22 protein-coding genes are annotated in these 25,673 nt (G+C 62.3%); 12 read left to right on the top strand and 10 right to left on the bottom strand.

Annotation, left to right across the window (positions count from 1 at the left end; genetic code table 11):
- Window positions 1–104: 104 nt before the first annotated feature.
- The 4 genes from M1D34_RS06010 to M1D34_RS05995 all read left to right on the top strand — a co-directional run bounded on the left by M1D34_RS06010 (window position 105) and on the right by M1D34_RS05995 (window position 5,994).
- Window positions 105–2,024, top strand: coding sequence for an LTA synthase family protein (locus M1D34_RS06010; RefSeq protein ID WP_498781169.1), 1,920 nt, complete (start codon window positions 105–107; stop codon window positions 2,022–2,024).
- 768 nt (window positions 2,025–2,792) lie between these two features.
- Window positions 2,793–3,215, top strand: a complete 423-nt coding sequence (locus M1D34_RS06005; protein WP_003535062.1) for a TadE/TadG family type IV pilus assembly protein — start codon at window positions 2,793–2,795, stop codon at window positions 3,213–3,215.
- A gap of 1 nt (window position 3,216) precedes the next feature.
- Entirely contained in the window at window positions 3,217–4,950 is a 1,734-nt protein-coding gene (locus tag M1D34_RS06000) for a TadG family pilus assembly protein (protein ID WP_153313523.1), read from the top strand.
- 105 nt (window positions 4,951–5,055) lie between these two features.
- Complete coding sequence (locus tag M1D34_RS05995) at window positions 5,056–5,994, top strand: hypothetical protein (RefSeq protein WP_318853612.1); 939 nt, start codon at window positions 5,056–5,058, stop codon at window positions 5,992–5,994.
- A gap of 21 nt (window positions 5,995–6,015) precedes the next feature.
- Here the strand turns inward: M1D34_RS05995 and M1D34_RS05990 are convergent, their stop codons facing one another.
- The 5 genes from M1D34_RS05990 to rpiA form a co-directional block, all read right to left on the bottom strand.
- On the bottom strand, window positions 6,016–6,411 hold the full coding sequence (locus M1D34_RS05990) for a GFA family protein (RefSeq protein WP_153313522.1): 396 nt from the start codon (window positions 6,409–6,411) through the stop codon (window positions 6,016–6,018).
- A 134-nt stretch (window positions 6,412–6,545) separates the two neighbouring features.
- The gene (locus tag M1D34_RS05985) at window positions 6,546–7,919 is read right to left on the bottom strand and encodes a class II 3-deoxy-7-phosphoheptulonate synthase (RefSeq protein ID WP_498781166.1); all 1,374 of its coding nucleotides are present in this window, start codon (window positions 7,917–7,919) and stop codon (window positions 6,546–6,548) included.
- A gap of 232 nt (window positions 7,920–8,151) precedes the next feature.
- A complete protein-coding gene (gene gor, locus M1D34_RS05980) occupies window positions 8,152–9,543 on the bottom strand; it encodes a glutathione-disulfide reductase (RefSeq protein WP_027989268.1) in 1,392 nt (463 codons plus the stop codon).
- Between the two features lie 204 nt (window positions 9,544–9,747).
- Window positions 9,748–10,290 carry a DUF2059 domain-containing protein gene (locus tag M1D34_RS05975; RefSeq protein ID WP_153313521.1) on the bottom strand — a complete coding sequence of 181 codons (543 nt, stop codon included), beginning with the start codon at window positions 10,288–10,290 and terminating at the stop codon, window positions 9,748–9,750.
- A 111-nt stretch (window positions 10,291–10,401) separates the two neighbouring features.
- On the bottom strand, window positions 10,402–11,097 hold the full coding sequence (gene rpiA / locus M1D34_RS05970; protein ID WP_003535076.1) for a ribose-5-phosphate isomerase RpiA: 696 nt from the start codon (window positions 11,095–11,097) through the stop codon (window positions 10,402–10,404).
- A 219-nt stretch (window positions 11,098–11,316) separates the two neighbouring features.
- Between rpiA and M1D34_RS05965 the strand changes: the two genes are divergently transcribed.
- Complete coding sequence (locus tag M1D34_RS05965; RefSeq protein WP_010969520.1) at window positions 11,317–12,000, top strand: HAD family hydrolase; 684 nt, start codon at window positions 11,317–11,319, stop codon at window positions 11,998–12,000.
- 32 nt (window positions 12,001–12,032) lie between these two features.
- On the opposite strand, the gene M1D34_RS05960 is transcribed toward M1D34_RS05965, so the two are convergent.
- Complete coding sequence (locus M1D34_RS05960) at window positions 12,033–13,928, bottom strand: L,D-transpeptidase family protein (RefSeq protein ID WP_498781162.1); 1,896 nt, start codon at window positions 13,926–13,928, stop codon at window positions 12,033–12,035.
- 498 nt (window positions 13,929–14,426) lie between these two features.
- Here M1D34_RS05960 and fumC point away from each other — a divergent pair, with 498 nt between their 5' ends.
- Window positions 14,427–15,818, top strand: coding sequence for a class II fumarate hydratase (gene fumC / locus M1D34_RS05955; protein ID WP_498781160.1), 1,392 nt, complete (start codon window positions 14,427–14,429; stop codon window positions 15,816–15,818).
- A 46-nt stretch (window positions 15,819–15,864) separates the two neighbouring features.
- Here fumC and M1D34_RS05950 read toward each other — a convergent pair whose 3' ends face one another.
- Entirely contained in the window at window positions 15,865–16,473 is a 609-nt protein-coding gene (locus M1D34_RS05950) for a pyridoxamine 5'-phosphate oxidase family protein (RefSeq protein ID WP_498781158.1), read from the bottom strand.
- Window positions 16,474–16,569: 96 nt separating this feature from the next.
- Window positions 16,570–17,487, bottom strand: coding sequence for an alpha/beta fold hydrolase (locus M1D34_RS05945; protein ID WP_498781156.1), 918 nt, complete (start codon window positions 17,485–17,487; stop codon window positions 16,570–16,572).
- A 44-nt stretch (window positions 17,488–17,531) separates the two neighbouring features.
- Between M1D34_RS05945 and M1D34_RS05940 the strand changes: the two genes are divergently transcribed.
- Window positions 17,532–18,023: a MarR family winged helix-turn-helix transcriptional regulator gene (locus tag M1D34_RS05940; protein WP_498781154.1), complete on the top strand. Its 492-nt coding sequence runs from the start codon at window positions 17,532–17,534 to the stop codon at window positions 18,021–18,023.
- A gap of 42 nt (window positions 18,024–18,065) precedes the next feature.
- Here the strand turns inward: M1D34_RS05940 and M1D34_RS05935 are convergent, their stop codons facing one another.
- On the bottom strand, window positions 18,066–18,440 hold the full coding sequence (locus M1D34_RS05935) for a gamma-butyrobetaine hydroxylase family protein (RefSeq protein WP_013844515.1): 375 nt from the start codon (window positions 18,438–18,440) through the stop codon (window positions 18,066–18,068).
- 159 nt (window positions 18,441–18,599) lie between these two features.
- Here M1D34_RS05935 and moaA point away from each other — a divergent pair, with 159 nt between their 5' ends.
- From moaA to mobB, 4 genes are all read left to right on the top strand, one after another.
- A complete protein-coding gene (gene moaA / locus M1D34_RS05930; protein WP_003535091.1) occupies window positions 18,600–19,649 on the top strand; it encodes a GTP 3',8-cyclase MoaA in 1,050 nt (349 codons plus the stop codon).
- A gap of 238 nt (window positions 19,650–19,887) precedes the next feature.
- Window positions 19,888–20,796 carry a DMT family transporter gene (locus M1D34_RS05925; protein WP_498781151.1) on the top strand — a complete coding sequence of 303 codons (909 nt, stop codon included), beginning with the start codon at window positions 19,888–19,890 and terminating at the stop codon, window positions 20,794–20,796.
- Window positions 20,797–20,811: 15 nt separating this feature from the next.
- Window positions 20,812–21,468 (top strand): molybdenum cofactor guanylyltransferase MobA, encoded by a 657-nt coding sequence (gene mobA, locus M1D34_RS05920; protein ID WP_498781149.1) that lies wholly within the window; start codon window positions 20,812–20,814, stop codon window positions 21,466–21,468.
- Window positions 21,465–21,989, top strand: a complete 525-nt coding sequence (gene mobB, locus M1D34_RS05915; RefSeq protein ID WP_003535097.1) for a molybdopterin-guanine dinucleotide biosynthesis protein B — start codon at window positions 21,465–21,467, stop codon at window positions 21,987–21,989. Before mobA ends, mobB begins: the two co-directional genes overlap by 4 nt.
- A gap of 114 nt (window positions 21,990–22,103) precedes the next feature.
- Here mobB and M1D34_RS05910 read toward each other — a convergent pair whose 3' ends face one another.
- Window positions 22,104–24,353, bottom strand: a complete 2,250-nt coding sequence (locus tag M1D34_RS05910; protein ID WP_498781147.1) for an OmpA family protein — start codon at window positions 24,351–24,353, stop codon at window positions 22,104–22,106.
- A gap of 405 nt (window positions 24,354–24,758) precedes the next feature.
- Between M1D34_RS05910 and M1D34_RS05905 the strand changes: the two genes are divergently transcribed.
- A complete protein-coding gene (locus tag M1D34_RS05905) occupies window positions 24,759–25,541 on the top strand; it encodes an ABC transporter substrate-binding protein (protein WP_003535100.1) in 783 nt (260 codons plus the stop codon).
- Window positions 25,542–25,673: the final 132 nt, after the last annotated feature.

The raw sequence follows: 25,673 nt of genomic DNA, 5'->3' as shown, positions 1-25,673 counted from the left end.
ACAGGAACCAGGCGGCGGCGGCGCCGTTTCCGCCATTCATCCCCTGTTCAAGATGACAGTCGTATGACGGTGGAGTGAAATATTTGTGAAACTGGAGACGCCCGTTGGCCCGTATCGATTCCGCCGTGAGCAGCTCTCAAGTCTACGCCGACGGGGAAAGCTCTTCCGCAAGATACACGAGAACCCTGTCGGGCGCCCGTAGTGCGCTCTTCACGCTTCTCATTGCGATAGCGCTCGTCTTCACCGTCGAAGTGATCGTGCGCTGGTCCTGGCCCGACACCGTCGCCTATTTCGCCGATCCCATGCGTCCGGCATGGACCACGGTCGCCGTGTTCTTCCTCGCCATGCTTGGCGTCGATGCCCTGTTCGGTCGCGAACACAAAGCCGCGCTGCTCATCGCGCCGCTCGCCGTCGTGCCGGCATTCATCAGTCAGCAGAAGCAGGTCTTCCTGTCCGATCCGCTCTATCCGACCGATTTTCTTTTCGGCCGGCAGATCATGGAACTGATGCCCGTACTCGTGAAGGACAGGCCGTGGACCGCGGTCGGCGTCGTCGCCGGGTTGATCGCGGCCATCGTCGTTGGCGCTCTCCTGTTGCGGTTCGCCTGGCAGAACTTTCCCAAGCTGACACGTCGGGAGCGGCTGATGCGGATCGCATTCGCCCTGCCGCTGCTGGTCGCATTCTGGAACATCATGGACTACAACCAGTTCTCGTGGATACGTGACCGGCTTCGGGTCATCCCGATCATGTGGGACCAGACCGAGAACTACCGCCATAACGGCTTCGCGCTTGCCTTTGCCATCAACCTCCCGATGGCCAATGTAAACGCGCCGGCCGGCTATATGGCGGACGCGATCGACCGGATTCCGGTAAAGCCGCTTCCCGCCGGCACGACCCATCGCGGCAAACCGGACGTGATCGTGCTGATGAGCGAATCCTTTTGGGATCCGACCCGTCTTCCCAAGGTGAAGCTGACGCCCGATCCCATGCCGACCATCCGTGAACTGCAGGGCGGCAACGTCTTTTCTCCGGAGTTCGGCGGCATGACCGCCAATGTCGAATTCGAAGCGCTGACCGGTTTTTCCAACGCGTTCCTGCCCTATGGCAGCATCCCCTACCAGCAATATATCCGCAATCCGATTCCCTCGCTCGCCACGTTCTTCCGCGGCGAGGGTTATGTTTCGCGCGCCATTCACCCTTTCCAGGGATGGTTCTGGAACCGCACAGCCGTCTACAAGGCCTTCGGTTTCGACATGTTCCGGTCGGAAGAGAACATGCCGGCCATGCAGAAGCGCGGCATCTTCGCGTCGGACGAGTCCCTGACGAAGGAAATCATCCGCCAGGCGGACGAAGTGGAGGACCCCTTCTTCTTTTTCGCGGTGACCCTGCAGGGCCATGGTCCGTATGAGGCCAACCGCTATGCGAAGAACACGATCAAGGTTGAGGGCGACCTTCCCGAAGCCGATCGCCAGGTGCTCGCCACCTATGCGCAAGGCGTGAAGGAGGCCGACGACAGCCTCAAGATGCTGATGGACTGGGCGAAACAACGCGACCGGGAGACGATCATCGTTCTCTTCGGCGACCACCTCCCGCCGCTGAACACGGTCTATTCCAGCACCGGTTACATGAAGGGCATTACGGCGGAGCGCAAGGGACCGAAGGATCAGATGAAGGCCGAACATGAAACGCCGCTCGTCGTCTGGTCGAACAAGACGGGTCCGAAGAAGAACATCGGCACGATCAGCCCGGCCTTCCTTTCCTACCAGATCCTGAAACAGGCCGGCTACGAGCATCCCTACTACACGGGGTTCCTGGGCAAGGTCTACGACCACTACCGTGTCCTCGACCGTTACATGCTGATCCGCAAGAACGGCAAGGACGTCGCCGACTGGCTGCGCCAGCCGAAGGTCCCCGCATCGCTGCGTGACTACCGCTTCCTGCAGCACGATATGATGTTCGGCAAGCGCTACAGCACCGAGCGCTTCTTCAAGTCCCATGCCGAGCTTTACAGCGCCGGTTTGTGAACGGACTCGGTCGGAGGGCGAAGCACAAGCGCTCCGCGCTGGATACCTGTGACGAGCACAGGGATGAGGGGTAGAGAGGGTGCGGTCCTTCGGAATACTTCTCATTGGTCATGCTTCCCCGCCGCCCCCCTCATTCCTGTGCCTGTTACAGGAATCCAGCCAGACCAAGTCATTGGGCTGGAAAGACTCTCCCGCGCCGCAGACGCGGCGCTGCTGGATCCCTGTGACGAGCACAGGGATGAGGTGGAGAGGATACGGTCCTTCGGAATACTTCTCATAGGCCGTGCGGAAGGAGATGGCGCGCATGTCCTTCGAGCGAAGGTTGCCGTAACGCCCGTGCATCCCCGCCTCCCTCATTCCTGTGCTCGTCACAGGAATCCAGCCAGGCCAAGTCATTGGGCTGAAAAGACTCTCCCGCGCCGCAGACGCGGCGCTGCTGGATCCCTGTGGCGAGCACAGGGATGAGGTAGAGAGGGTACGGTCCTTCGGAATACTTCTCGTAGGCCGTGCTTCCCCGCCTCCCTCATTCCTGTGCTCGTCACAGGAATCCAGCCAGGCCAAGTCCTTGCGGCGACTGCTTTCAACCACATGAAATGTGGCAAGACCTCCTGTGAATCAATTAAAACGCGAATAAAGATTTCCTAAAAGGCAATATTACACAAGAAAAAACAATGGGTTGAAAAAGTATAAGAAAATTAACGATTGTGGCGCACCCTGAAGCTGCAGGGACAATTGGAAACAAATACTCAGAATACTCGGAGATGCTGCATGTCCGTTTTCAACCGCCTGCTCGCCAGTCGGAAGGGTGCTGCCGCCATTGAATTCGCGATCATTGCGCCGCTTTTCTTCATGTGCGTGCTGACGCTGATAGCCTACGGGATCTATCTGAGCGCCGCACATTCCATCCAGCAGGTCGCCGCGGATGCGGCGCGGACTGCGATTGCGGGCCTTTCGCAGGAAGAACGGGAGCGCCTTGCCACCGATTACATCCGGCGCACGACGATGAACCAGACCTTCATCGACTCCTCCCGTATGAACGTCACCGTCCGCGATGACGCCAACAATACCAACCAGTTCACCGTCACCATTTCCTACGACGCAAGCGATCTTCCGATCTGGAAGCTTTTCACCTTTGCCCTGCCGGGCGAGCAGATCGAGCGTTACGCGACGATACGCGTGGGAGGTATCTGAGATGCATGGAGCGACAACCGCCTTCCGCCGATGCCTGAAGTCCCGCACCGGCAATATTGGGGTCTCGGCGGCGCTCGTCATGCCGCTGGTGGTCGCGTCGATGGGGCTCGGCATCGATTACGGCTATCTTACCCTTCAGCGGCGCGAGCTGCAGTCTGTCGCGGACCTCGCCTCCATTGCGGCGGCCGCCAATGTAAGCTCCGCCGAAGAGACCGTCCTCGCCCACTTCCGGAGCAACGATCTCGGCTTCGCCGTCTCGACTCCCTCGGGCCTGATGACGGTCGACGGCAAGCTGCTGCCGAACGACGTCGAAACCGCCGCCAAGGGGGTGGCGACGATCGTGCGCGGGCGCTACGTCCCCGACCCGGCGATCGATGCCGGCCAAAGGTTCATCAGGGGGGCCCTGCCCGCCGACGCCGTCCAGGTTACGCTTGAGAAGAAGGGCGACATCTATCTCGCGGCGCTGTTCAGCGAGCCGCCGGATTTGAGCGTCATCGGTACCGCGGCGAGTTCAAAGATCGCTGCCTTCTCCGTCGGCTCCCGCCTTGCCAGCCTCAACGGCGGTCTCTTGAACGCGATCCTCGGCCAGATGCTCGGCACCAATATTGCGCTGAAGGTCATGGATTACGAGGCATTGATCGACGCCGACATCGATATCCAGCCATTCCTCAAGATCATCGCCACCCGCCTCAGTCTCACGGCCGCTTCCTACGAAGACGTGCTGACGGCGGAGCTGACGATGCCGCAATTGCTCGGGTCGCTTCGGCTTGTGCAGGGCCTCTCCGGAACGGTGACTTCAGCGCTCAAGGCCGTCGAACTCGCGACAGTCGGGAACAAGCAGACACTCACTCTGGCGCAGATCCTCAACATCGACCCGAAGAAGAGCCTCAGCGTCGATGCCGGCTCGGACTGGGCGATGAAAGTCAGTGCATTGCAGATCGTCTCCGCCGCTGCGGTGATCGCCAACGGCGAGCATCAGATCGCACTCGACGCCGTTGCGGGTTTGCCGGGCATCGCCTCGGTAAAAGTCAGGCTCGCGATCGGCGAACCGCCCGTGGAAACGCCGAGCCATCGCCTGGGTTCACCCGGCGCGGCCGTAAGAACGGCACAAACGCGCCTCGCTGTCGAAGTCGTCATCGACGGTCTCGCGGCTCTCGCCGGGACCCGCATACGGCTACCGATCTATGTCGAACTCGCCCATGCGGAAGCAAAGCTCTCGGATATCCGCTGCTACGGCGGAACGCCGGAGAATGCGGCGGTGATCATAGATGCGGTCCCGGGCGTGGCGGAGATCGCCCTCGGCGATGTCGATCCCACCGTCCTGTCGAGCTTTTCGTCCGATGCCCGGGTGACGCGGGCGCGGCTCCTCGACGGTCTCATCAAGATCGACGGCATCGCCCATGTCGAGTCCAAGAACCTGCAACCCTCTCGCCTGGCATTCAGCCCTGCCGAGGTTTCCTCGCGGACGATCAAGACCGTCTCGACCAGGGATATCCTCTCATCGACGACCAAGACCCTGCTCGGCAATCTCGACGCGCAGATCAATGTGGGCCGTCTCCTCTCGATCGGAAGCCCGACTTTGTTGCAGCAGGCTCTGGCGCAAACACTCGGCGCCGTGACCGCACCCGTCGATCAATTGCTCTACAATCTCCTGCTCCTGGTCGGCGTGCGCGTCGGCGAGGCCGACGTGCGCGTCACCGGCGTCAAATGCCAACGGCCCGTTCTTGTTCAGTAAAGCGCTCGCACACGTGCAGATTTCAATTTCGTGTGAAACAAAACGCAGGCCTTGCGCATTGAGCATAACGCGTGAATGGTAAATGTGGGGCGAAGGGACCATGCAGTGCCCCCAGCGCAGGAGTGGGGGCACGCGCAGCAGATGCAGCGGGTCGCGGAGAAGGGCAGCTCTGAGCAGCAGGTGCCAACCGGCTTGACGGTTAGCGACTTGGTGCGAAATCCTAATTTCCCGCAGATATTGCAGGCAGGCGCGCGAACGCTGATCGCCCTCAATGACCTCTTTCCGCGCGTGGCGCGCCTGGTGGCGTCACACCAGAAGTGGATGCTGACGCAAGCGGCCTATTCGCTCCATCTCGAACGGGACGTCAACAACCCGGAATCGGGCATCACCGCCGCACGGTTGCTCAAATTCATGCGCGATACCGGGGGCGCCAGCCGCAACACGGCCGCCGCTTTCCTCGCGGAACTGGTCGCTTACAAGATGCTTCAGCCGGCATCCGGCGGACGTACCAAGAGAGCGCGTCCCCTCGAGCCGACCGAGGTCAGCGAAACCGCGATGCGACTCTGGTTCAAAAGTCAGATGAGCACGATCGATCTCCTTGACGGCGGCACCAGGATCGAACGCGTCGAAGCGGACAAATCGATTTTCGAGCGCGCCCAGCCGCTCGCGGCACGGCGCCTCCTCTCCGACAGCAGATGGACGACGCCGCCGAAGGGTGTCGCCATCTTTGTCTGGTCCGAATCGGGCGGTGTGATCCTCGACGATCTCATGACGCGCGTCTCCGAATTCGCGCCAATGGACGGCAAGGTATGGGTCGAGGTCAGCCTGGCGAAACTGGCCGAGCACTACCTGATATCGAATACCCACGTCCGCCGGATATTCGCCAGAGCCGACGCAGCCGGGTTCCTTGGAAAATCCGAGGATGGACGACGCGGACGGTTCTGGCTGAGCGCACGGCTGATCGAGGAATATGTCTCCTGGCAGGCGGTCAAGGTCGAGGCGTTGGCCAGTGCCTATGATCAAGCCTCCGATTGGGCTGCTTGACTGCCGAGCATTCTCTGCCCGCTACGGCCGCGATCCTGCAAAGCGCGGCAGGTCGTCGCCGATATCGTAATAGTGCCCCTTGTCCGCGCAAAAGATGTGATAGCCGGGCTCGAGCGCCACCGACCCGTCGAATGTACCGGCGAGAATGGACGTGTAGTCCAGTCCATCCGCCTTCCAGAACAGGGCCGATCCGCAATGCCGGCAGAAACCGCGTCGCGCCTCATCGCTGGAACGGTACCAGGTCACGTTCTCGACGCCTTCCACTTCCATTTCACGGTCGGGCACATTGGTGGCCGCGTAGTAGAGCCCGGTTTGCTTTCGGCATTGAGAGCAATGGCAGAAGATCAGTTCGCGAAGCTTTCCGCGCGTCTTGAAACGAACAGCGCCGCAAAGGCAACCGCCCTCGTTTATCTCCATCGTCTGCCCCCTTCGAACCTATGCACTTCAACACATAAAGGCCGGACAAGCTTTCAAGCTGGCCCGGCCAAAGTCAAATTCAGAGAATGCGCCGCAGGTTCAGAAATATTGAACTGATGGCTTTATCGAACCGATCAGCCGTTGACGACCATCTTCTTCTCGTCGCGACCGCCCTTCATTCGCTCGGCGAGCAGGAAGGCCAGCTCAAGCGCCTGGTCGGCATTGAGGCGCGGATCGCAATGGGTGTGGTAGCGATCGGCAAGGTCGTCACCTGAAAGCGCACGCGCGCCGCCGGTGCACTCCGTGACGTCGTTGCCGGTCATCTCGATATGGATGCCGCCCGGATGCGAACCTTCGGCGCGATGAATCTGGAAGAAGCTTTCGACTTCGGACAGAATCCGCTCGAACGGCCGGGTCTTGTAATTGTTGAGCGTGATCGTGTTGCCATGCATCGGATCGCAGGACCACACCACCTTCTTGCCCTCCCGTTCGACGGCTCGGATGAGGCGCGGCAGATGCTCGGCGACCTTGTCGTGCCCGAAGCGGCAGATCAGCGTGAGACGTCCCGCCTCGTTGGCGGGATTGAGGATGTCGATCAGTTCGAGAAGGCCGTCCGCCGTCAGCGACGGGCCGCACTTCAGGCCAAGCGGATTCTTGATGCCGCGGCAATATTCGATATGCGCGTGATCGGGCTGGCGCGTACGGTCGCCGATCCAGATCATGTGGCCGGACGTCGCGTACCAGTCGCCCGAGGTGGAATCGACGCGCGTGAGCGCCTGCTCGTAACCGAGCAGCAGAGCTTCGTGGCTCGTGAAGAAATCCGTTTCACGCAGGCTCGGATGGTTTTCAGCGGTGATGCCGATCGCCTTCATGAAATCCATCGTCTCGGAGATCCGGTCGGCGAGCTTGCGGTAGCGCTCTGCCTGAGGGCTGTCCTTGACGAAACCGAGCATCCACTGATGGACGTTCTCGAGATTGGCGTAACCGCCCATGGCAAAGGCGCGCAGCAGGTTGAGCGTGGCCGCGGACTGGCGATAGGCCATGACCTGACGTTCCGGATTGGGCACGCGTGCCTCCTCCGTGAACTCTATGCCGTTGATGATGTCGCCGCGGTAGCTCGGCAGCGTCACATCGCCCTGCTTCTCGACGCCCGACGAGCGCGGCTTGGCGAACTGGCCGGCAATGCGGCCCACCTTGACGACCGGCTGCTGCGCACCGAAGGTCAGGACGACGGCCATCTGCAGGAAGGCGCGGAAGAAATCTCGGATCGTATCGGCGCCATGCTCGGCGAAGCTCTCGGCGCAGTCGCCCCCTTGCAACAGGAAGCCGCGCCCCTCGGCAACGTTGGCAAGCGCGCTCTTGAGACGGCGCGCCTCTCCGGCGAAGACAAGTGGCGGATACTTGGCAAGACGCGCTTCCACGCTATCGAGCACTGCGAGGTCCGGATAGTCCGGCACCTGCTGAATGAGTTTTTGCCGCCAGCTGTTCGGAGTCCAAGTCTGTGCCATTTCCATCACCTGTTGTCTGACGCGGATCGGCCCGCGTCGCGCCCTGCGGCCGTCATGCGGCCCGGCATCCGGATTTGCATGCGCCCGCGTCGGCAGCCCTGCCGATACCTGCGATCTGCCACAACGCCCGGGCGGACTACTTTCGCGGATGCGGGCTTATAAACGTTAACAGGGGGCTTGGAAAGCCATCCTACCAGAAAACGTGGACCGCCACGACGCCGACGGGAGAGGCTCAGCCGACCCTCTCTCCGTTCCTCACGCGGTAGCTCGGCTGATACATCGTGACGAGCTCCTCCGCCGCCGTCGGGTGAACCGCCATCGTCCGGTCGAAATCGTCCTTCGTGCAGCCGGCCTTCAGCGAAATCCCCAACAGCTGCGCCATCTCGCCGGCATCATGGCCGAGAATATGCGCCCCGACGACCTTGCGGTCAGCGGCATTGACGACGAGCTTCATGATCGTCTTTTCCTTACGGCCGGAGAGCGTCGCTTTCATCGGCCGGAACTCGGCGCGATAGACCTCGATCTCCTGGAATTTCCGGGCCGCTTCCTCTTCCGTGATCCCGACCGTGCCGATCTCGGGCTGCGAGAACACGGCGGTCGCGATCAGGTCGTGGTCCGGCGAAGTCGGATTGTTCTTGTATTCCGTCTCGATGAAGCACATGGCCTCGTGGATCGCCACGGGGGTTAGCTGCACGCGATCGGTCACATCGCCGAGCGCGTAGATCCCCGGCGTGCTGGTGCGCGAAAAAGCGTCGACGATGATTGCGCCGAGCTCATTGGTCCTGACGCCGGCGGCCTCAAGCCCGAGACCATTCGTGTTCGGCATGCGACCGAGCGCCAGCATCACCTGGTCGGCGACGATCTCACCATGTTTCATCGTCGTCGCCACACGCCGTCCGTCCGCATCCGCCGACACCGACTGGATGATGTCCTCGCAGAGGATGCGGATTCCCTTTTCCTCCATGGCTGCGTGCAGGCCGCGCCGCATGTCCTGATCGAAGCGGGATAGAATTTCCTTTCCGCGATAGATCAGCGTCGTTTTCACGCCCAGCCCGTGGAAGATATTGGCGAATTCCACGGCGATGTAGCCGCCGCCGGCAATGAGGATCGATTCCGGCAGCGCCGGAAGATCGAAGGCTTCGTTGGAGGTGATGCACAGTTCGTGGCCCGGCAGCGCGTCATGCGGGCTCGGATGTCCGCCGACCGCGATAACGATGCGCTCCGCCGTGACGGTCTTGCCGCTGGCAAGCAGCTTCACCGTGTTCGGACCGGCGAGCTCGGCGCGCGTATCCAGGATCTCGGCGCCGGCATTCGCCAGGCCCTTACGGTAAAGACCCTCCAGCCGGGCGATTTCCTGTTCCTTCGCGGCAACGAGCTTGGCCCAATCGAAACGGCTCTCGCCGACGGTCCAGCCGAAGCCCGCCGCATCTTCGAAATGTTCCGCAAACTGCGAGGCATAAACATAGAGCTTCTTCGGTACACAGCCGCGAATGACGCACGTCCCGCCATACCGGAACTCCTCGGCGATCGCCACCTTCTTGCCGAGCGCCGCAGCCAGCCGCCCGCTTCTCACACCGCCCGAACCGCCGCCGATCACGAAGAGGTCATAGTCGAAAGCGCTCATGGGAACTCCTGCAGGAAATGAAATGTCGAATACGCCGTCGGCCGGAAGACGTCGGGCTGGAAAGCGCGAACGGAGTCGCCTTTCGCCCCTGATATAGTATTGCGACGCAAAAAAAGAAAAGCCCGGATCACTCCGGGCTCCTGTCTTGCGGCCGACCTCGTGCGGTCAGCTTCGGGTGGCCAGACCGCCGGTTCGCCCGAGGGCTTATTGGGCGGGCGCCGCAGCGCCTGCATTTGCCGCCGGCGCATTGCCTATCTTCTCATCGAGCGACTTCGTCGCTTCGCTGGTCAGGTCGCGCGAAACGCCTGCCGCCCAGATGTCGGCAGCCTTCAGCATCTCACGCGAGGCGATCGGGCCGTCGTTCAAAAGCTTCTTGCCCGCGGTCGAGTTGTAGAAGTCGGCGATGGCGTTCAGCTCTTCGACGGTAAAGGTCTTCGCGTAGATGGTCGCGGCTTCGCGCTCCAGATCCGAACGCCGCCCGGCGAGGCTGAGCGCCTTCTCGTCCACGGTCGCGGTGATCAGTTCCTGATGGTTCGGCGACGCCTGAATGAGCGTGTTCTTCAGGCGTTCGGCGAGGTTCGGCAGAATGTTGTCGAAGCTGTTGGTCACGCCGAGCGCCGCGATCGTCGCACGCGCAGCCTTGATCTGATCTTCCGTCACCTCCTGTGCCCGTACCGCCGGAACCGAAACCGAAACGAGGATCGCAGCAGTAGCGAAAGTGCGGGCAAGACCTGCGAATTTGTTCATATTTATCCATGCTCCTGTGTTGGCACGTGCCGCCCGGCCGATAGCCGCCGCCTGGCTGACCTGTGCAAAATCTGTCTCTCGATACGCCCCGCGCCACTCAGCCGAAGCGGCTCAAGACGCCGTAAGCGTGCGCGCTCCCTCAGGACCGGCAATGATCGCCATCGACGCCACATCTATGAAAAGCCCGTGCTCAACGACCCCCGGGATCGCGTTCAGCTCCACCGCGAGCGCATCTGCATCAGGAATACGGCCAAAAGATGCATCGAGAATGAGGTGTCCGCCATCGGTCATGAAGACTCCGTCGCCGGAGGATCGTACGACGATTTCCCCTGCCAGACCCAGCCGCGAAGCGGTCTTCTCGATCGCGAGCCTCGTGGCGACCTGGCCGAAAGGATTGATCTCGATCGGCAGCTTGAAAGCGCCTAGCACGTCCACGACCTTCGATTCGTCGGCGATGACGATCATCCGCGTCGAGGCGCTCGCAACGATCTTCTCGCGCAGCAACGCGCCGCCGCCGCCCTTGATCAGGCGCAGCTTTCCGTCGACCTCGTCCGCCCCGTCGATCGTCAGGTCCAGTTCCGGCAGTTCGTCGAGCGACTTTAGCGGCACACCGAGCTCGAGGCAGAGGCGCGCAGTCCGCTCGGACGTCGGAACGCCGGAGATCTGAAAGCCGGATGCCACTTTCTCGGCCAGCAATCGGACGAATTCTTCAGCCGTCGAGCCTGTGCCTATTCCAAGCCGCATGCCGCTTTCGACATGTTCAAGTGCCGCTTCGGCGGCCTTGATCTTCATCTGGCGGGCGTCCATGCGCCACTCGCTCCCTCTCGATCCACGTCAGGCGGGGGCGTCGCCCTCGGCCGCCACCCTCCAATTCCGCTGAGACACTTACACGCCCGCCGCGGCAAACAAAAGTCAAAATGCACGGCCCGAACCGGATTCCGGCAGCGCTACGACCTAGGTCGCCATTGCATTCCGCGCCGACTTCGCCTACCCGGACGGACAAGGTTTTGCAGAACGAGGTTGCCGGTGTCCCTGCCCCTAGTCGTCTTCGATCTCGACGGTACGCTCGTCGACACAGCGCCCGATCTTGTCGCCAGCTTGAACCATGCGGTGACGCAAGCCGGTATCGAGCCGGTGACCTATGCGGATCTCACGCATCTGGTCGGCCACGGCGCACGGGCCATGATCGAGAGGACTTTCGCGCTTCGCGGCAGAACGATCGCCGAAGAAGAACTGACCTGGCAGATGAAAGAGTTCGTCGATTTTTATCACGGATCGATGCCGGGTGAATCCCTTCCCTATCCGGGGCTGATCGAAGCGCTCGATCGCCTGCAGGATGCGGGGCTGAAACTCGCAGTCTGCACCAACAAGCCGGAAATGCTGGCAAAGCGTCTTTTGGAAGGGTTGGGACTACTTGGCCGCTTTGCGGCGATCTCCGGTGGCGATACCTTCACCGTCCGCAAACCGCATGCCGACCACCTGCTGTCGACGGTCTCGAATGCCGGGGGGATGGCCGAACGGGCGGTCATGGTCGGCGACAGTCTCAACGACGTTCTCGTCGCCCGAAATGCCTCTGTTCCGTCGATCGTCGTGCCCTTCGGCTATTCGGACGTGCCGATCGAAAGCCTGCTGCCCGATCGTATCATCGGGCACTTCGACGAATTGACACCGGATCTGGTCGAGACTGTGCTCTCCCGCAAGCCGAAGTGAAAGGGGCCGCTCGTGTAACGCGGCCCACCTCCTCATCCTTCCAGACTCCGCGCCTTGCGCGTGGCCTCGAAAGCGCGATTCATATACATATCGCGCTCGTAGACGTCGTCGAAATACTCGACGGTTCCGTCCTTGTTCGGCCAGGCGGTAAAGTAGGAAACATAGACCGGGACCTTGGCGGATACCGGCAGCGCCTTGTTGCGGCCGCCCGATATTTCCATGCCGACCTCGTCGACACTTACGCCCAGAACCGCCGCCGCCATCCGCCGGGGATCGGCAAGACGCACGCAGCCATGGCTTAGCGCCCGCTGGTCGCGCTTGAAGAAGCTCTTCGACGGCGTGTCGTGCATATAGATCGCGTGCGCGTTGGGGAAGAGGATCTTGAGTTCGCCGAGCGCATTGTCGCTGCTCGGCGGCTGGCGCACGGCGATCGAGTTCGTCGATCCGTACCAGTTCACCGCGGTGGAAGGAACGACGCGGCCGCCGACTTCCACCTGATAACCCATGCGGTCCAGGTAACCCGGGTCGTTTCTAAGCTTCGGCAGCATTTCGTTGACGATGATCGACTGCGGCACGCCCCAATAGGGATTTACTTCGACCGTCTGGATTTCGTCCTGGAAGAAATATGTCTGGTTGGCCTTGGAACCGACGACCACGCGCATGGAGAACTGCTCCGTGCCCTGTTCCGTATAGGACGCGGTGAAGGCCGGCTGGTTGATGAAGACATAGCGGTCGCCAAGCCCATCCGGCAACCAGCGCGCCTGCTCCATCGCGATTTCGACCTTGTCTATCTTCCCTTCGGTCGTATCGCCGCCGGTGAGGGCGCGTATCGACGCCTGCCCGACAATGCCATCCGCCTTCAGGCCATATTCCTTCTGGAAGGCCTCGACGAGCGGCACCAGCTCGGGCGTGTAGTCCGGCGTCCCCTCATAGGCCGCGAGCACGACCGCATGCTCCGTCTTCAACGCTTCCGAAGCTTTCAACTTGATTCCGGCGATAACATTCGCGAGTTCCGGATTGCTTTCGCCGGGCTTCAACAACGTCCCCGGTGCGATCTCCACCCGTGGCGCGGCTTCCACCTGCGTCCGAAGCCGTTCGAGTTCCTGCCTCAATGCGGTAAATTGTGCGCTTTTCGGATTCTGACTTTCGACAAGCGCCGCGACATCACTGCTTGTCTCGATCTTCTCCAGAAAGCCGAGAAGATCGACGTTTTTCCGCTTGAAGTCGTGATAGCCGGAGATCCTGTTCGGATCGATACGGCCGCGCACGGTATCCTGGACATAGGTGAGCACGGCCGCGGACATCGCGATTTCGAAACGCACCAGATCCTTCTCGCGGGCGATCATGTCGCCGCGGTCGAAATCTTCCGGAGGAACGATGACGGCGTAGTCGAGCGGGTCGAGACCGACCTTCGCAGCGTCGGACAAGACGCCAAGCGCCGCCTTGGCACGGCCGCTGACGCCCGTCCCCTCGATCCACAGGAAATCCGTCCGCGTGCCGTAGAAATTCTCGACGGCTTTTGCGACCTCGGCGGGGGCGCGCACATCGACTTCCGGAAGAAACTGGCGCGCGTCGGCAAGCGGCGAGCGCAGCATGGGCGGCAGGGCCCCGTTCAGCACCGAGCCGGTGACGACGGGATCGACCAGACGATCCGTCGCGATCCGGCGCAGCGGCTCCGCCTTGTAGGTATAATAGCGCGGGCCGGTGATGCGCGGTGGCTTCGCCGCCTTCTGATCAAGCCGCTGCGGCGCGAACATGTCCACGCCCGGAAGCTGCCGCCGAGGCTGCACCTGCTCCTGCACGTCGCGCTTCTTGCCTCCGCGGATGAAGTCCATGAAGGTGATTGCAGACGCCGGCTGCACATCCATGGTTGCAACCACACAGCCACTCATGAGCGTGACAATCGCTGCCGACTTGATGATTCTCATAGATACAAACGTCCCCGTATTGCGTCGCCGCCGAATGCAGCCGCCGCCAGATTCTCGCCACGCCCTCGTGCTCCGAGAGTTATAGAAAAGGATGGTGAATGAAAAGGAAACGAAGCCTCCCGAATCCGCGGCCCGCGTCTCGCCGCGATCCGTTTTCAGCCATGCCCCTTCGCCTAAAAATCTGATTTGCATCTACTTTGCCCGGCCGGGCGCGGTGCCGATGTTCCCTGCGACACAAGGAAGACGCGCAACGGAAGATTGCGGATGTGACGGAAAGGACACATCGCTGCCGGCCGGAAACCCATGTCGGCGATGCCCGGTCGGAGCTTGCCGCTCGGCGGCAATTCAAACGATTGTAGGTGTTCCGATCCCCCGCGGCCCCTTTACAAGGCAGCATGGCCAAGGCAGAGAAATGCCCGGCAGCGGGGAGTAAGATCGGCCTTGGACCCGGTTCCCCGCCTCGGCTTCATGAACCGCATGACGAAAGCAGGTATCACGATGACATCGACCCGCACGGAAACAGATACGTTCGGCCCCATCGAAGTGGCGAGCGACCGCTATTGGGGCGCCCAGGCGCAGCGATCGCTGGGCAATTTCAAAATCGGCTGGGAAAAGCAGCCTCTGGCAATCGTGCGCGCACTCGGCATCGTCAAACAGGCGGCTGCCCGCGCCAACATGGCGCTCGGCCGCCTCGACCCGGCGATCGGCGACGCCATCGTCAAGGCCGCACAGGAGGTGATCGACGGCAAGCTTGACGAGCACTTCCCTCTCGTCGTGTGGCAGACGGGCTCCGGAACCCAGTCGAACATGAATGCGAACGAGGTCGTTTCCAACCGTGCGATCGAGCTGCTCGGCGGCGTCATGGGTTCGAAGAAGCCGGTTCACCCGAACGATCACGTCAATATGAGCCAGTCGTCGAACGACACCTATCCCACCGCCATGCACATCGCCTGTGCGGAGCGCGTGATCCACGATCTGCTGCCGGCGCTCAAGCACCTGCACAAGGCGCTCGAAGAGAAGGTGAAGGCTTTCGATCACATCATCAAGATCGGCCGCACCCACACGCAGGACGCAACGCCCCTGACGCTGGGACAGGAGTTTTCCGGCTATGCGGCGCAGGTCGCCTCCTCGATCAAACGGATCGAGATGACGCTCCCCGGCCTTTGCGAGCTCGCCCAGGGCGGGACCGCGGTCGGCACCGGGCTCAATGCGCCGGTCGGATTTGCCGAGAAGGTCGCCGAGGAAATCGCTGCCATCACCGGCATCGGCTTCACTTCCGCGCCGAACAAGTTCGAAGCGCTGGCCGCCCACGACTCGATGGTCTTCAGCCACGGGGCAATCAACGCCACCGCCGCCGCGCTCTTCAAGATCGCCAACGACATCCGCTTCCTCGGCTCCGGCCCCCGCTCCGGCCTCGGCGAGCTTTCACTGCCGGAAAACGAGCCGGGCTCGTCCATCATGCCGGGCAAGGTCAACCCGACTCAGTGCGAGGCGCTCACCCAGGTCTGCGTCCAGGTCTTCGGCAATCATGCGGCGCTGACCTTTGCCGGCAGCCAGGGCCATTTCGAGCTCAACGTCTACAATCCGCTGATGGCGTACAACTTCCTGCAGTCGGTGCAACTGCTCGCCGATGCGGCTATCTCCTTCACCGACAATTGCGTCGTCGGGATCGAGGCGCGGGAGGGCAACATCAAGGCGGCGCTCGACCGTTCGCTCATGCTGGTGACTGCGCTTGCGCCGAAGATCGGCTACGACAACGCGGCCAAGATCGCCAAGACCGCCCACAAGAACGGTACCACGCTTCGCGAGGAGGCCGTCGGCGGCGGTTACGTCACGGACGAGGAGTTCGACGCCGTCGTCCGCCCCGAAACCATGATCGGACCGGCCTGATCGCACTTCATGCGGCCGCCGCTCGACATGGTGCCGCCGCGGCCGCCTACCACATCGTCTTCGCGGCGCGGCCGGGCCATTCCCGGTCGTAGCTTTCCTTGTCGAAATCGGCCTTGGCAGCTTTCAGCAACGCGCCCGGCGTCGGCAGCGAGGCCGCATCGGCGAAGCGCTCCGCATTCCAGAGCTGCGAACGGATCAGGGCCCGGGCGCATTGGAAATAGACCTCGCCGATCGTGACCACGATGACGCTGCGCGGATGCTTCCCATCGACCTCGAAGGAACCGGTCAAGGCAGGGTCGACGCTGACGACGGCGGTGCCGTTGATGCGGATGGTCGTATTCGATCCGGGCACGAGGAAGAGCAGCGCCACTCTCGGATCGCGCACGATATTGGCAAGCGAGTCCACCCGGTTGTTACCGCGCCAGTCGGGCATCAGCACGGTCTTGTCGTCCGCGATGCGGACGACGCATCGATCGTCGCCCCGCGGCGAACAGTCGAGTCCCTCAGGACCAACGGTGGCGAGCGCTGCGAAGGGCGACGCTTCGATCATTTCCCTATACTCGGCCGTCAGTGCACTGGTTACCTTGACGATCGATGCCTCGCTCGTTCCGCCATAGAGCGCCTGCAACTCCTCGACCGTTCCGATAATCGTCATCTCATCCCTCCTGCAACGGTGCTACGGCTGTCACGCCGAAAATCGCGATCTCTGCGCGCCCGTTTCGAGGAATAGCATGACGGCCTGATGACGCCATCAGGCGATTTTTGACATGGGAGCCTCTTTCCTGCGCTCCCAGAGGAATTCCGTGATCCTCTCGATGACCGGAGCGGCGGAAACGATGCGGCGATGCCCGAGACCGTTCGCCCAGTGCAATTCTACATTTGGTCCGACTGCGCCGTAGCGGCGCGCGTGATCGGCAGGGACCTCCTTGTCGTCCTCGGCATGGATGACCAGAACCGGCTTGCGGAGTGCCGCCAGGATGCGGGTGGCATCGAAACCCTCAATGCGACGCCCGGAGAGCCGCTCCACCATGCCCTCGAAAGCTGCCTGCGCCTTCGGCGCGAGCCCCAACGTCCGGCCGAAGCCCCTGAAGAGCCATGTCATTTCGCTTGGCGCACCGATCAGGACCAGTTTCCCGGGAACGCGCGCCGGTACGTCGCAGAGCACTGCCCCGGCCGCGCAAGCAAGGCTCGCGCCGCCGAAGGAATGGCCTATACCGACATCGAATCCGTCGAAATGGCGCCACGCCACATCGATCGCCCTCACCGCTTGCGGCATGGTCAGCGTCCGCCCGGGCGACGCTCCATGTCCCGGCAAGTCGAGCGCCACCACCTCAGCGCCCGAGGAGAGCAGCCCGTCGATCAGCGTTGCCAGATAGTCGCTGCGAGATCCCCAGCCGTGCGCGACCAGTACCCGCGGCCCGCGGCCGCCCATCCGCCGTTCGAAATGCCGAGCGGCAGCCCAGCCGCCCGCAAAGGACAACGTGACCTTCCGCGATCGTTGCATGATCGGGACTGCCGCTTTGAGCAGCGCCGCCTCCTTGCCGTTTTTTGGCTTCCGGCTCGGGGTGCGGCAGAATATCCAGAATGCGGACTTGCCCGCCTTGTCGGCCGAAAACGCGGAAACGGCCTTCAGCGATAGACGGATGACCTTGATCGCAAAGGATGGCATAGTGGCGCTTTCTAATGTTCAACCATGAACATAATTGTACAACGATGAACAAACAGCAAGCACAGATCGAAAGCCACCACTTTCCCTGGGATCATCCTCGTTTTCGAAGTTGGATCGCCGTTGCCCGCGCCTGTCAGCTGATGCAGCAGACATTGACGCGGCGGCTGACCCATCTCGATGTGAAGCCGCCGCACCTGGACATCCTGGTCAATCTCTACCGTTTCGACGGCATCACCCAGCAGGAGCTTGCACGCAAGCTGCTCGTCGGCCGCTCAAACATGAGCATGCTGCTGCCGCAGCTCGAAAAGCGCGGCCTCATCGAAAGGCGGGGCGACGCAAGAGACAAACGCGTGTTGCGTCTGTCGCTGACCTCAGCAGGAAGGACCTTGACCGAGGAGGCAATGGAAATTCAGACGGCGCTCATCGAGAGTTCGCACGGCGGGGAGCCGATCGAGGACTGCGTCAAGGTCGCCGAGTCGATGGAGCGGATCATCGCCACCTTGCTCAAGGACGATGAGTTGGCGGCGGGAGGCTGAACGAGGCTTCCCCGGTCGGCGGTTACCGGACGCAGCCAGACGTCAGCGCGGCTTTTCGGGCTTGTCGCGCGACATACCCTTGTCGGCGAGTTCCTGCTCATAGGCCTTGAACAACTCTTCGCCTTTCTCGCCGAGCTCTCGCAGATAGGTCCAGGTGTAGATGCCGGTGTCGTGCGAATCGTCGAAACCGATTCGCACCGCGTAATTTCCCGTCGGCTGGACCGAGATGATCTGGACGTTGCGCTTGCCCGGGACCGTCACCCGCTGGCCGGGGCCGTGTCCTTGCACCTCTGCCGAGGGCGAGAGGACCCGCAGGAGTTCCGCGGAAAGGTCGAAGGCCGCGCCGTCGTCGAAGGTAACGGACAGGCGGTGGCGATCCCTAGATATCCGCAGTTCGGTGGGCCAGAATACGCTCATCGTCATTGCTCCGTGTTCGTCCCCGTTCAAGTAAAGCAGAATTGAACGGTCGGAAATCGTCCGCAGACGGCTTTCCAGATATTTGAAACAGTTTGCGACAGGATGCGCCTTGACGCGACCCTTTTTGACCACGACATTGAATGCGCAGGGAGAAAAGACTTGAACACGGCCGCTATAGACCAGACCGACGCCAGACCGCTCGACACCACGACTGCCCCGATGGTCGATCCATTCGGCCGCGCGGTCACCTATCTGCGCGTCTCGGTCACCGACCGCTGCGACTTCCGCTGCACCTATTGCATGGCGGAACACATGACCTTCCTGCCGAAGAAGGACCTGTTGACGCTGGAGGAACTCCAGCGCCTCTGTTCCGCCTTCATTGCCAAGGGCGTGCGCAAGCTGAGGCTCACCGGCGGGGAGCCGCTGGTGCGTAAGAACATCATGTTCCTCATTCGCGAACTCGGCAAGGAGATCGAAGCGGGACGGCTGGATGAACTGACACTCACCACCAACGGATCGCAGCTTTCGAAATTTGCCGCCGAACTCGTCGATTGCGGCGTGCGGCGGATCAATGTCTCGCTCGACACGCTCGACCCCGACAAGTTCCGCCAGATCACCCGCTGGGGCGAATTGGCAAGGGTGCTCGAAGGCATCGATGCGGCGTTGGCAGCCGGATTGAAGGTGAAGATCAATGCGGTCGCCCTCAAGGACTTCAACGACGCCGAGATACCGGAACTGATGCGCTGGGCGCATGGCCGCGGCATGGATCTGACGCTGATCGAGACCATGCCTATGGGCGAAGTGGACGAGGACAGGACCGACCATTACCTGCCGCTCTCGGAGATGCGCAGGCGGCTCGAGGCCGACTTCACGCTCAGCGACATCCCCTACCGCACCGGCGGCCCGGCGCGCTACGTCGAGGTCGCGGAGACCGGCGGCCGCCTCGGCCTGATCACGCCGCTCACGCACAATTTCTGCGAAAGCTGCAATCGCGTCCGGCTGACCTGCACCGGCACGCTCTATATGTGCCTCGGCCAGAACGACGCCGCCGATCTGCGCGCCGCATTGCGCGCCACCGACGACGACGCCTATCTCGCGCAGGTCATCGACGAGGCGATCGGCCGCAAGCCGAAGGGCCACGACTTCATCATCGACCGCGAGCACAACCGCCCCGCCGTCGCCCGCCACATGAGCGTCACCGGGGGGTGAGCCTGCCCCTCATCCGCCTGCCGGCACCTTCTCCCCGCAAGCGGGGCGAAGGAACAAGCGGCAATGCCTTGCTCGGCTCTATGTCACATCTCCTATCGCACCGGTTTTGAAGCGCTCAGATCTTTGATCTGCTGGATGTTTTTGTCCTTTAATCGGATAGGATTTAAGGAACATGCAGTAGGGATTCGCCACGCCGGGAAGGCTCGCGCCGTTCGGCCACAAGCTATCAGGAATGAGAATGCGCTCGTCAGCCAATTTCCGCGGCATCGTCTTCATGTGCCTCGCAATGATCGGGTTCGCCTGCAACGATGCGCTGGTAAAATCGGTCACCGGCGTCATGAATACAGGCCAGATCATGTTCATGCGCGGATTGCTGACGACGCTGATGGTGGTCGTAGTCGCATACCGCTTCGGCGCCTTCCGGCCGGTTCGGACGATCTTCAGGCCGGCCATACTGCTGCGCATCGCCATGGAGGCGCTTGCATCGGTGACCTATATCTCCGCGCTCGGCCAGATCCCGCTCGCCAACGCTTCGGCGATCATGCAGGCACTTCCGCTGGCGGTCACGCTCGGCGCCGCGCTGTTTCTCGGCGAGCCCGTCGGCTGGCGGCGGTGGGCGGCGATCGTCGTAGGCTTCGCCGGCGTCCTCATCGTATTGCGCCCTGGTCCCGAGGGCTTCACCGCGGCGGCCCTCACCGTCGTCGCTTGCGTCTTCTGCACCGCGACCCGCGACCTCTGCACCCGCCGCATCGGCACCGACGTGCCGTCGCTGTACATCACCGTGACGACCTCACTCGTGACGACGCTGGTCGGTGCGGCTCTCATCGTCCCGCTCGGGGGCTGGCAACCGATGTCTGCGACGTCTCTCAGCCACATCGCCGGCGCCAGCGTGCTTCTGATGCTCGGCTATCAGACGATCGTACTCGCGATGCGCGAGGGCGAGATCTCCGTCATTGCGCCATTCCGCTACATGAGCCTTCTCTGGTCGGTCACCCTCGGGGTCGTCTTTTTCGCAGAGACGCCGGACCGCTGGATGCTGGCGGGCGTCGCCATCATCATCGGTTCCGGCCTTTATACTTGCTATCGCGAGAGCAAGCGCGGCCGGCAGGCGGTCGCGCAGCGCGCACTCGGCGGCCCCCTGGAATAGCTGAGGACGTTCTCGATGACAGGCGCCCCCTCCCATGCCACATTCCCTCCGGCAGTCATCCTCGCCGGCGGACTTTCTTCGCGCATGGGGCGCCCGAAGGCAGGACTCTTGCTCGGGGGCAGGAGCATGCTTACGCGCGTGATCGAGCGCCTCCGGCCACAGGTCGCCGGCGTCGCCATCAATCTGAATGCCGATCCGGATCCTGCTTCTGCGTTTGGTCTCGAGGTCGTGCCGGACACGATACCCGGATTCGTCGGGCCGCTGGCCGGCATTCTGGCCGCCATGCGCCATACTGTGCGCAAGTCACCGGGGGCTAGCCATGTGCTCACCGTGCCGGTCGATACGCCCCTCTTTCCCAAGAGCCTTGCCGCCCGGCTGAAGACCGCCATCACGTCCGGGGGTGAAATCGCCGTCGCTTTCTCGGCCGGTGAGATGCATCCGCTTTTCGCGCTCTGGCCCGTCGCGCTCGCCGATGATCTTGAGGCGTGGATTCATGCGGACGAAAAGCGGCGCGTCCGTGCCTTCATTGCGCGGCACGAATCGGCAGCGGTAGAGTTTCCCCTGATCCCGACGGCGGCCGGACCGCTGGACCCTTTCTTCAACATCAACACCCCCGAAGAGCTTCGGCAGGCTGAGGCCTGGTTGCCCTATCTGGAGGATCGCGAACCATGAACGACCCCTTGCGCCCACCGAAGATTTTCGGAATCGCCGGCTGGAAGAATTCCGGGAAGACCGGCCTGATGGTCCGTCTTGTCAGCGAAATGACCCGGCGCGGCTATATGGTCTCTACGATCAAGCACGCGCATCACGACTTCGACATCGACAAGGTCGGCGCCGACAGCTACCGCCACCGCGAGGCCGGCGCGCATGAGGTAACGATCGTTTCATCGACGCGCTTCGCAATCATGCATGAATTGCGTGGGGCGCCGGAGCCCACATTCGAAGAGATCTTGTCGCGTCTTGCCCCCTGCGACCTGGTACTAATCGAAGGCTACAAGCGCGAGCCTGTCCCGAAAATCGAGGCGCGCCGCGAGGAATCGGCCCATCGCGAACCGCTCGCTCCGAGCGATCCGCATATCATGGCCATCGCTGCCGATCACCCGGTCGCGGACACCGGGCTCCCCGTATTCGACCTGGACGACACGCAGGCGATCGCCGATTTCGTCGAGAAGGTCACGGGACTGCGTGACTGACGGTCGAGTGGACGGCATCCATCCAAGACAAGCGCACACAGGCGGGCTGTAGAACGCACAAATAATCGGGGCCGGTTTCCCGGCCCCGATGTCAGTTCGCATGCTTCGTTGCCCCTACCGCTGCGCTACAGGGCGCACCAGCGGTGTCACGCGGCGAATGGTGACGCGGCGGTTCTCCTGTTCCGGCCCATCCGTGCGGATCTTGAGGAACCGCTCGCCATAGCCCTGGGTGACGAGGTTTTCGGCCGGGATGCCATAGACCTCGGTCAGGAGCACTGCGACGGACTCGGCACGCTCGTCGGAGAGGACCAGGTTGGACTGGTCGGCGCCAACGGCATCCGTGTGACCCTCGATGAAGAAGGTTTCACCCGGATCCTTCTCAAGGACCTTGTTCATTGCCTCCGCGACGCTGCGCATGGTCTTCGCCTGCGACATCGATACCTCGGCGCTTCCCGTCGCGAAGGTGATGGTGTCGAGATCGATACGGCGAACCTTGTCGCGCAGGCGGGCGGAGTGACGCACCTCATCGATGGTGTAGACGCGTTCGACCGGCTCGACCGGGGGTTCGGACAGGAACTCGTAGTAATCCCGGTCCGGATCCTCGGCGACGTCGACGATATATTCGTCCACCGGTATCGACAGGCGCATCGGCGGCAGATCGTAACCCACGTCGACGATAGTAGGCCGGTCTTCTTCATATTCCGGCGCGTACATCATGACATATTCCTCGCCGCCGCGATCGACGCGCGTGCGCGTCAGGATGTCTCCGTACTCGTTGTAGATGGTGACGATCCGATAGCCGCCGGGGCGGACGATCGTCTCGCGGACGCGGCCCCGCGGAAGAGTCTCGTAGAAACTCTCTTCCGAATTCCTGCGCAGACGCGGCCGGTCGTCACCGCGCACGAAGATGCGATCGCCGACGCCGAGGATGACACGATCGTCGACCTCTTCGACAACCCTCACCTCCGTCACATTGTTCTCGGTGGTGTTATTGACGGTCGTGTTGTTCACCGTGTTGTTTATGACGGTGTTGTTGATGATGTTGGTCGTCTGCGGCACTGTAAAGGTCGGAGCCTCTTCGACGCGCTCGCCCTCTTCGCTGAGCACAGCCTCGATCTTCTGCGGAATTTCTTCCCTGGCTTCGGCCGGGATCGCCGCCTGTGCCGACGCATCGTCGGTCGGTACTTCTACGCTCTCCTGCTTGGCACGCAGTTCCTCGCGCTGCTTGCGTCGGGTCTCGCGCGACTGGTTGCCGCCTGCGATGTCGGCGTCCTTGTCGCTGTCGAGGACGGCTGCGCCCCTCTCGACGGGAAGCACGACGGTATCATCCGAGGCTGCGGGATCCTCTGCGATCTTCTGCCTTTCTTCCGTCGAGCGCTCATCGACGACTTCGGGAGCCGGTTGGCCGGCGGGCTGCTCACCCTGCCGTTCTGCAGTTGCGGGTGGTTCCGCGCCAGGCACCGGCTGCTGCTCGCCCTCGCCCGTCTGTTCGGCCGGCGCCTCCGTAGCGGGCTGCTCAGCGGTCGTGCCGCCCTCAGGTTCGGCACCCGGCTGCTCGGCGGCTTTCTGCTCGTCCGTCTGCTGCTGCTCCTCGGCCTGTTGCTGGCGTCTCTTACGCGTAGGCTCCTGTTCCTCGGCCTGCTGCGGCGCGCCCTCCTCGGCTGCGGGCTGCTGCTCCTCCGCCTGTTGCTGGCGTCTCTTGCGCGTAGGCTCCTGTTCCTCGGCCTGCTGCGGCGCGCCCTCCTCGGCTGCGGGCTGCTGCTCTTCGGCCTGCTGCTGGCGCTTCTTGCGCCGGGGAGCCTCTTCTTCGGCCTGCTGCGGAGCGCTCTCTTCGGCTGCCGGCTGCTCTTCAGCCTGCTGCTGGCGCTTCTTGCGCCGGGGGGCCTCTTCTTCGGCCTGCTGCGGAGCGCTCTCTTCGGCTGCCGGCTGCTCTTCAGCCTGCTGCTGGCGCTTCTTGCGCCGGGGAGCCTCTTCTTCGGCCTGCTGCGGAGCGCTCTCTTCGGCTGCCGGCTGCTCTTCAGCCTGCTGCTGGCGCTTCTTGCGCCGGGGAGCCTCTTCTTCGGCCTGCTGAGGAGCACTCTCTTCGGCTGCCGGCTGCTCTTCAGCCTGCTGCTGGCGCTTCTTGCGCGGTGTTTGCTGCTCCTCGGCCTGCGGCTGTTGCTCTTCCGCCTGCCCCTGTGATTCCTCCTCGGCCTGGCGCTGCTTCCGCTTCAGCAACAGCTCCTCGGGCGACGGTTGGCCCTCTCCTTCCTGGGCGACTTCGAACGGAGCGGTCAGGCTGTCAGCGAAGGCCGGCTGGATCATCAGGGACGCCGAAAGAACGGGCAAGGCCACTGTTGCGAAAAGTCTGGATCGTATCGACATTGTTTCTTCCTCTTGTTCGGAGGTCCTGACGCTGGTGTGCAACCGCGACTCCAATCGCCTCGCCCACCATGACGCCCTCGTCACAGGGCCATGATCCGCGGTCCCGGCCTTTTTTGCCTCGGCCGAAATGCCGTAGCCGCAACGCTGCAGCCGCGGATCGGTTCCGCTGCAAGGCCTATAGAAGCCGACATTAACCGGTCCTGAACGGCCCGTTCATCTTCGCGCGCAACTTCTGCGACGATCGAAGGACATGATTCGCGTCGAACAGTGGGAAGCAAAGCTTTCCAGTTGATTTTTGCAGGAAAACCGTACGAATATCGCCGCAACCGGCGGCTTGAAGCCCCGGCGCCAATTGGCATCCGCGAAACAAGAAGAACCGGATGCCGAGCCAACAGAGAGGACATCATGCGTATTTCCAGACGGCTTGCAGCCACCGCATCGGCTGCCGTTTTCGTGCTTATGGCCGGCGTTGCCATGGCAGAGGGCGAGAAGGTCGTGATCGGTACCGAAGGCGCCTACCCGCCCTTCAACAATCTCGAGTCGGACGGCACGCTGACCGGCTTCGACATCGACATCGCGAAGGCGCTTTGCGAAGAGATGAAGGCCGAATGTACCTTCGTGACGCAGGATTGGGACGGCATCATCCCGGCGCTGATCGCCAAGAAGTTCGATGCTATCGTCGCGTCGATGTCGATTACCGAAGAGCGTAAGCAGCAGGTCGATTTCACCAACAAATACTACAACACGCCACCGGCAATCGTGGTGCCGAAGGATTCACCGATAACCGAGGCAACCGCGGCGGCCCTTTCCGGCAAGGCGCTGGGCGCGCAGGGCTCGACCACTCACTCCAACTACGCGGAAGCGCATATGAAGGAGTCGGAGGTGAAGCTCTATCCGACCGCGGATGAATACAAGCTCGACCTCGCAAACGGCCGCATCGACGCAGCCATCGACGACGTCGTCGTGCTCTCCGAATGGCTGAAGACCGAAGACGGCGCCTGCTGCAAGCTGCTCGGCACCCTGCCCATCGATCCCGTCATCAATGGCGAGGGCGCCGGCATCGCAATCCGTAAGGGCGACGATGCGCTGCGCGAAAAGCTCAACAAGGCGATAGAGGCCATCCGCGCGAACGGCAAGTACAAGCAAATCAACGAAAAGTACTTCCCCTTCGACGTCTACGGCAGCTAATCGCAGCGTTTCCTGCGAGTATCCGGCGTTAATGCCGGGAAAATCTCGGTTGATGAGAAAAATGCAACGGCGGACGGGCTTGCCCTTCCGCCGTTTTTGTTTGACAAGGAATCTCGAAAATAAGCGTCTACA

The organism is Ensifer sp. D2-11 (genome assembly GCF_054161295.1).
The sequence above is the reverse complement of the archived record's forward strand: the minus strand, read 5'-3'. Positions and strand labels throughout refer to the sequence as shown.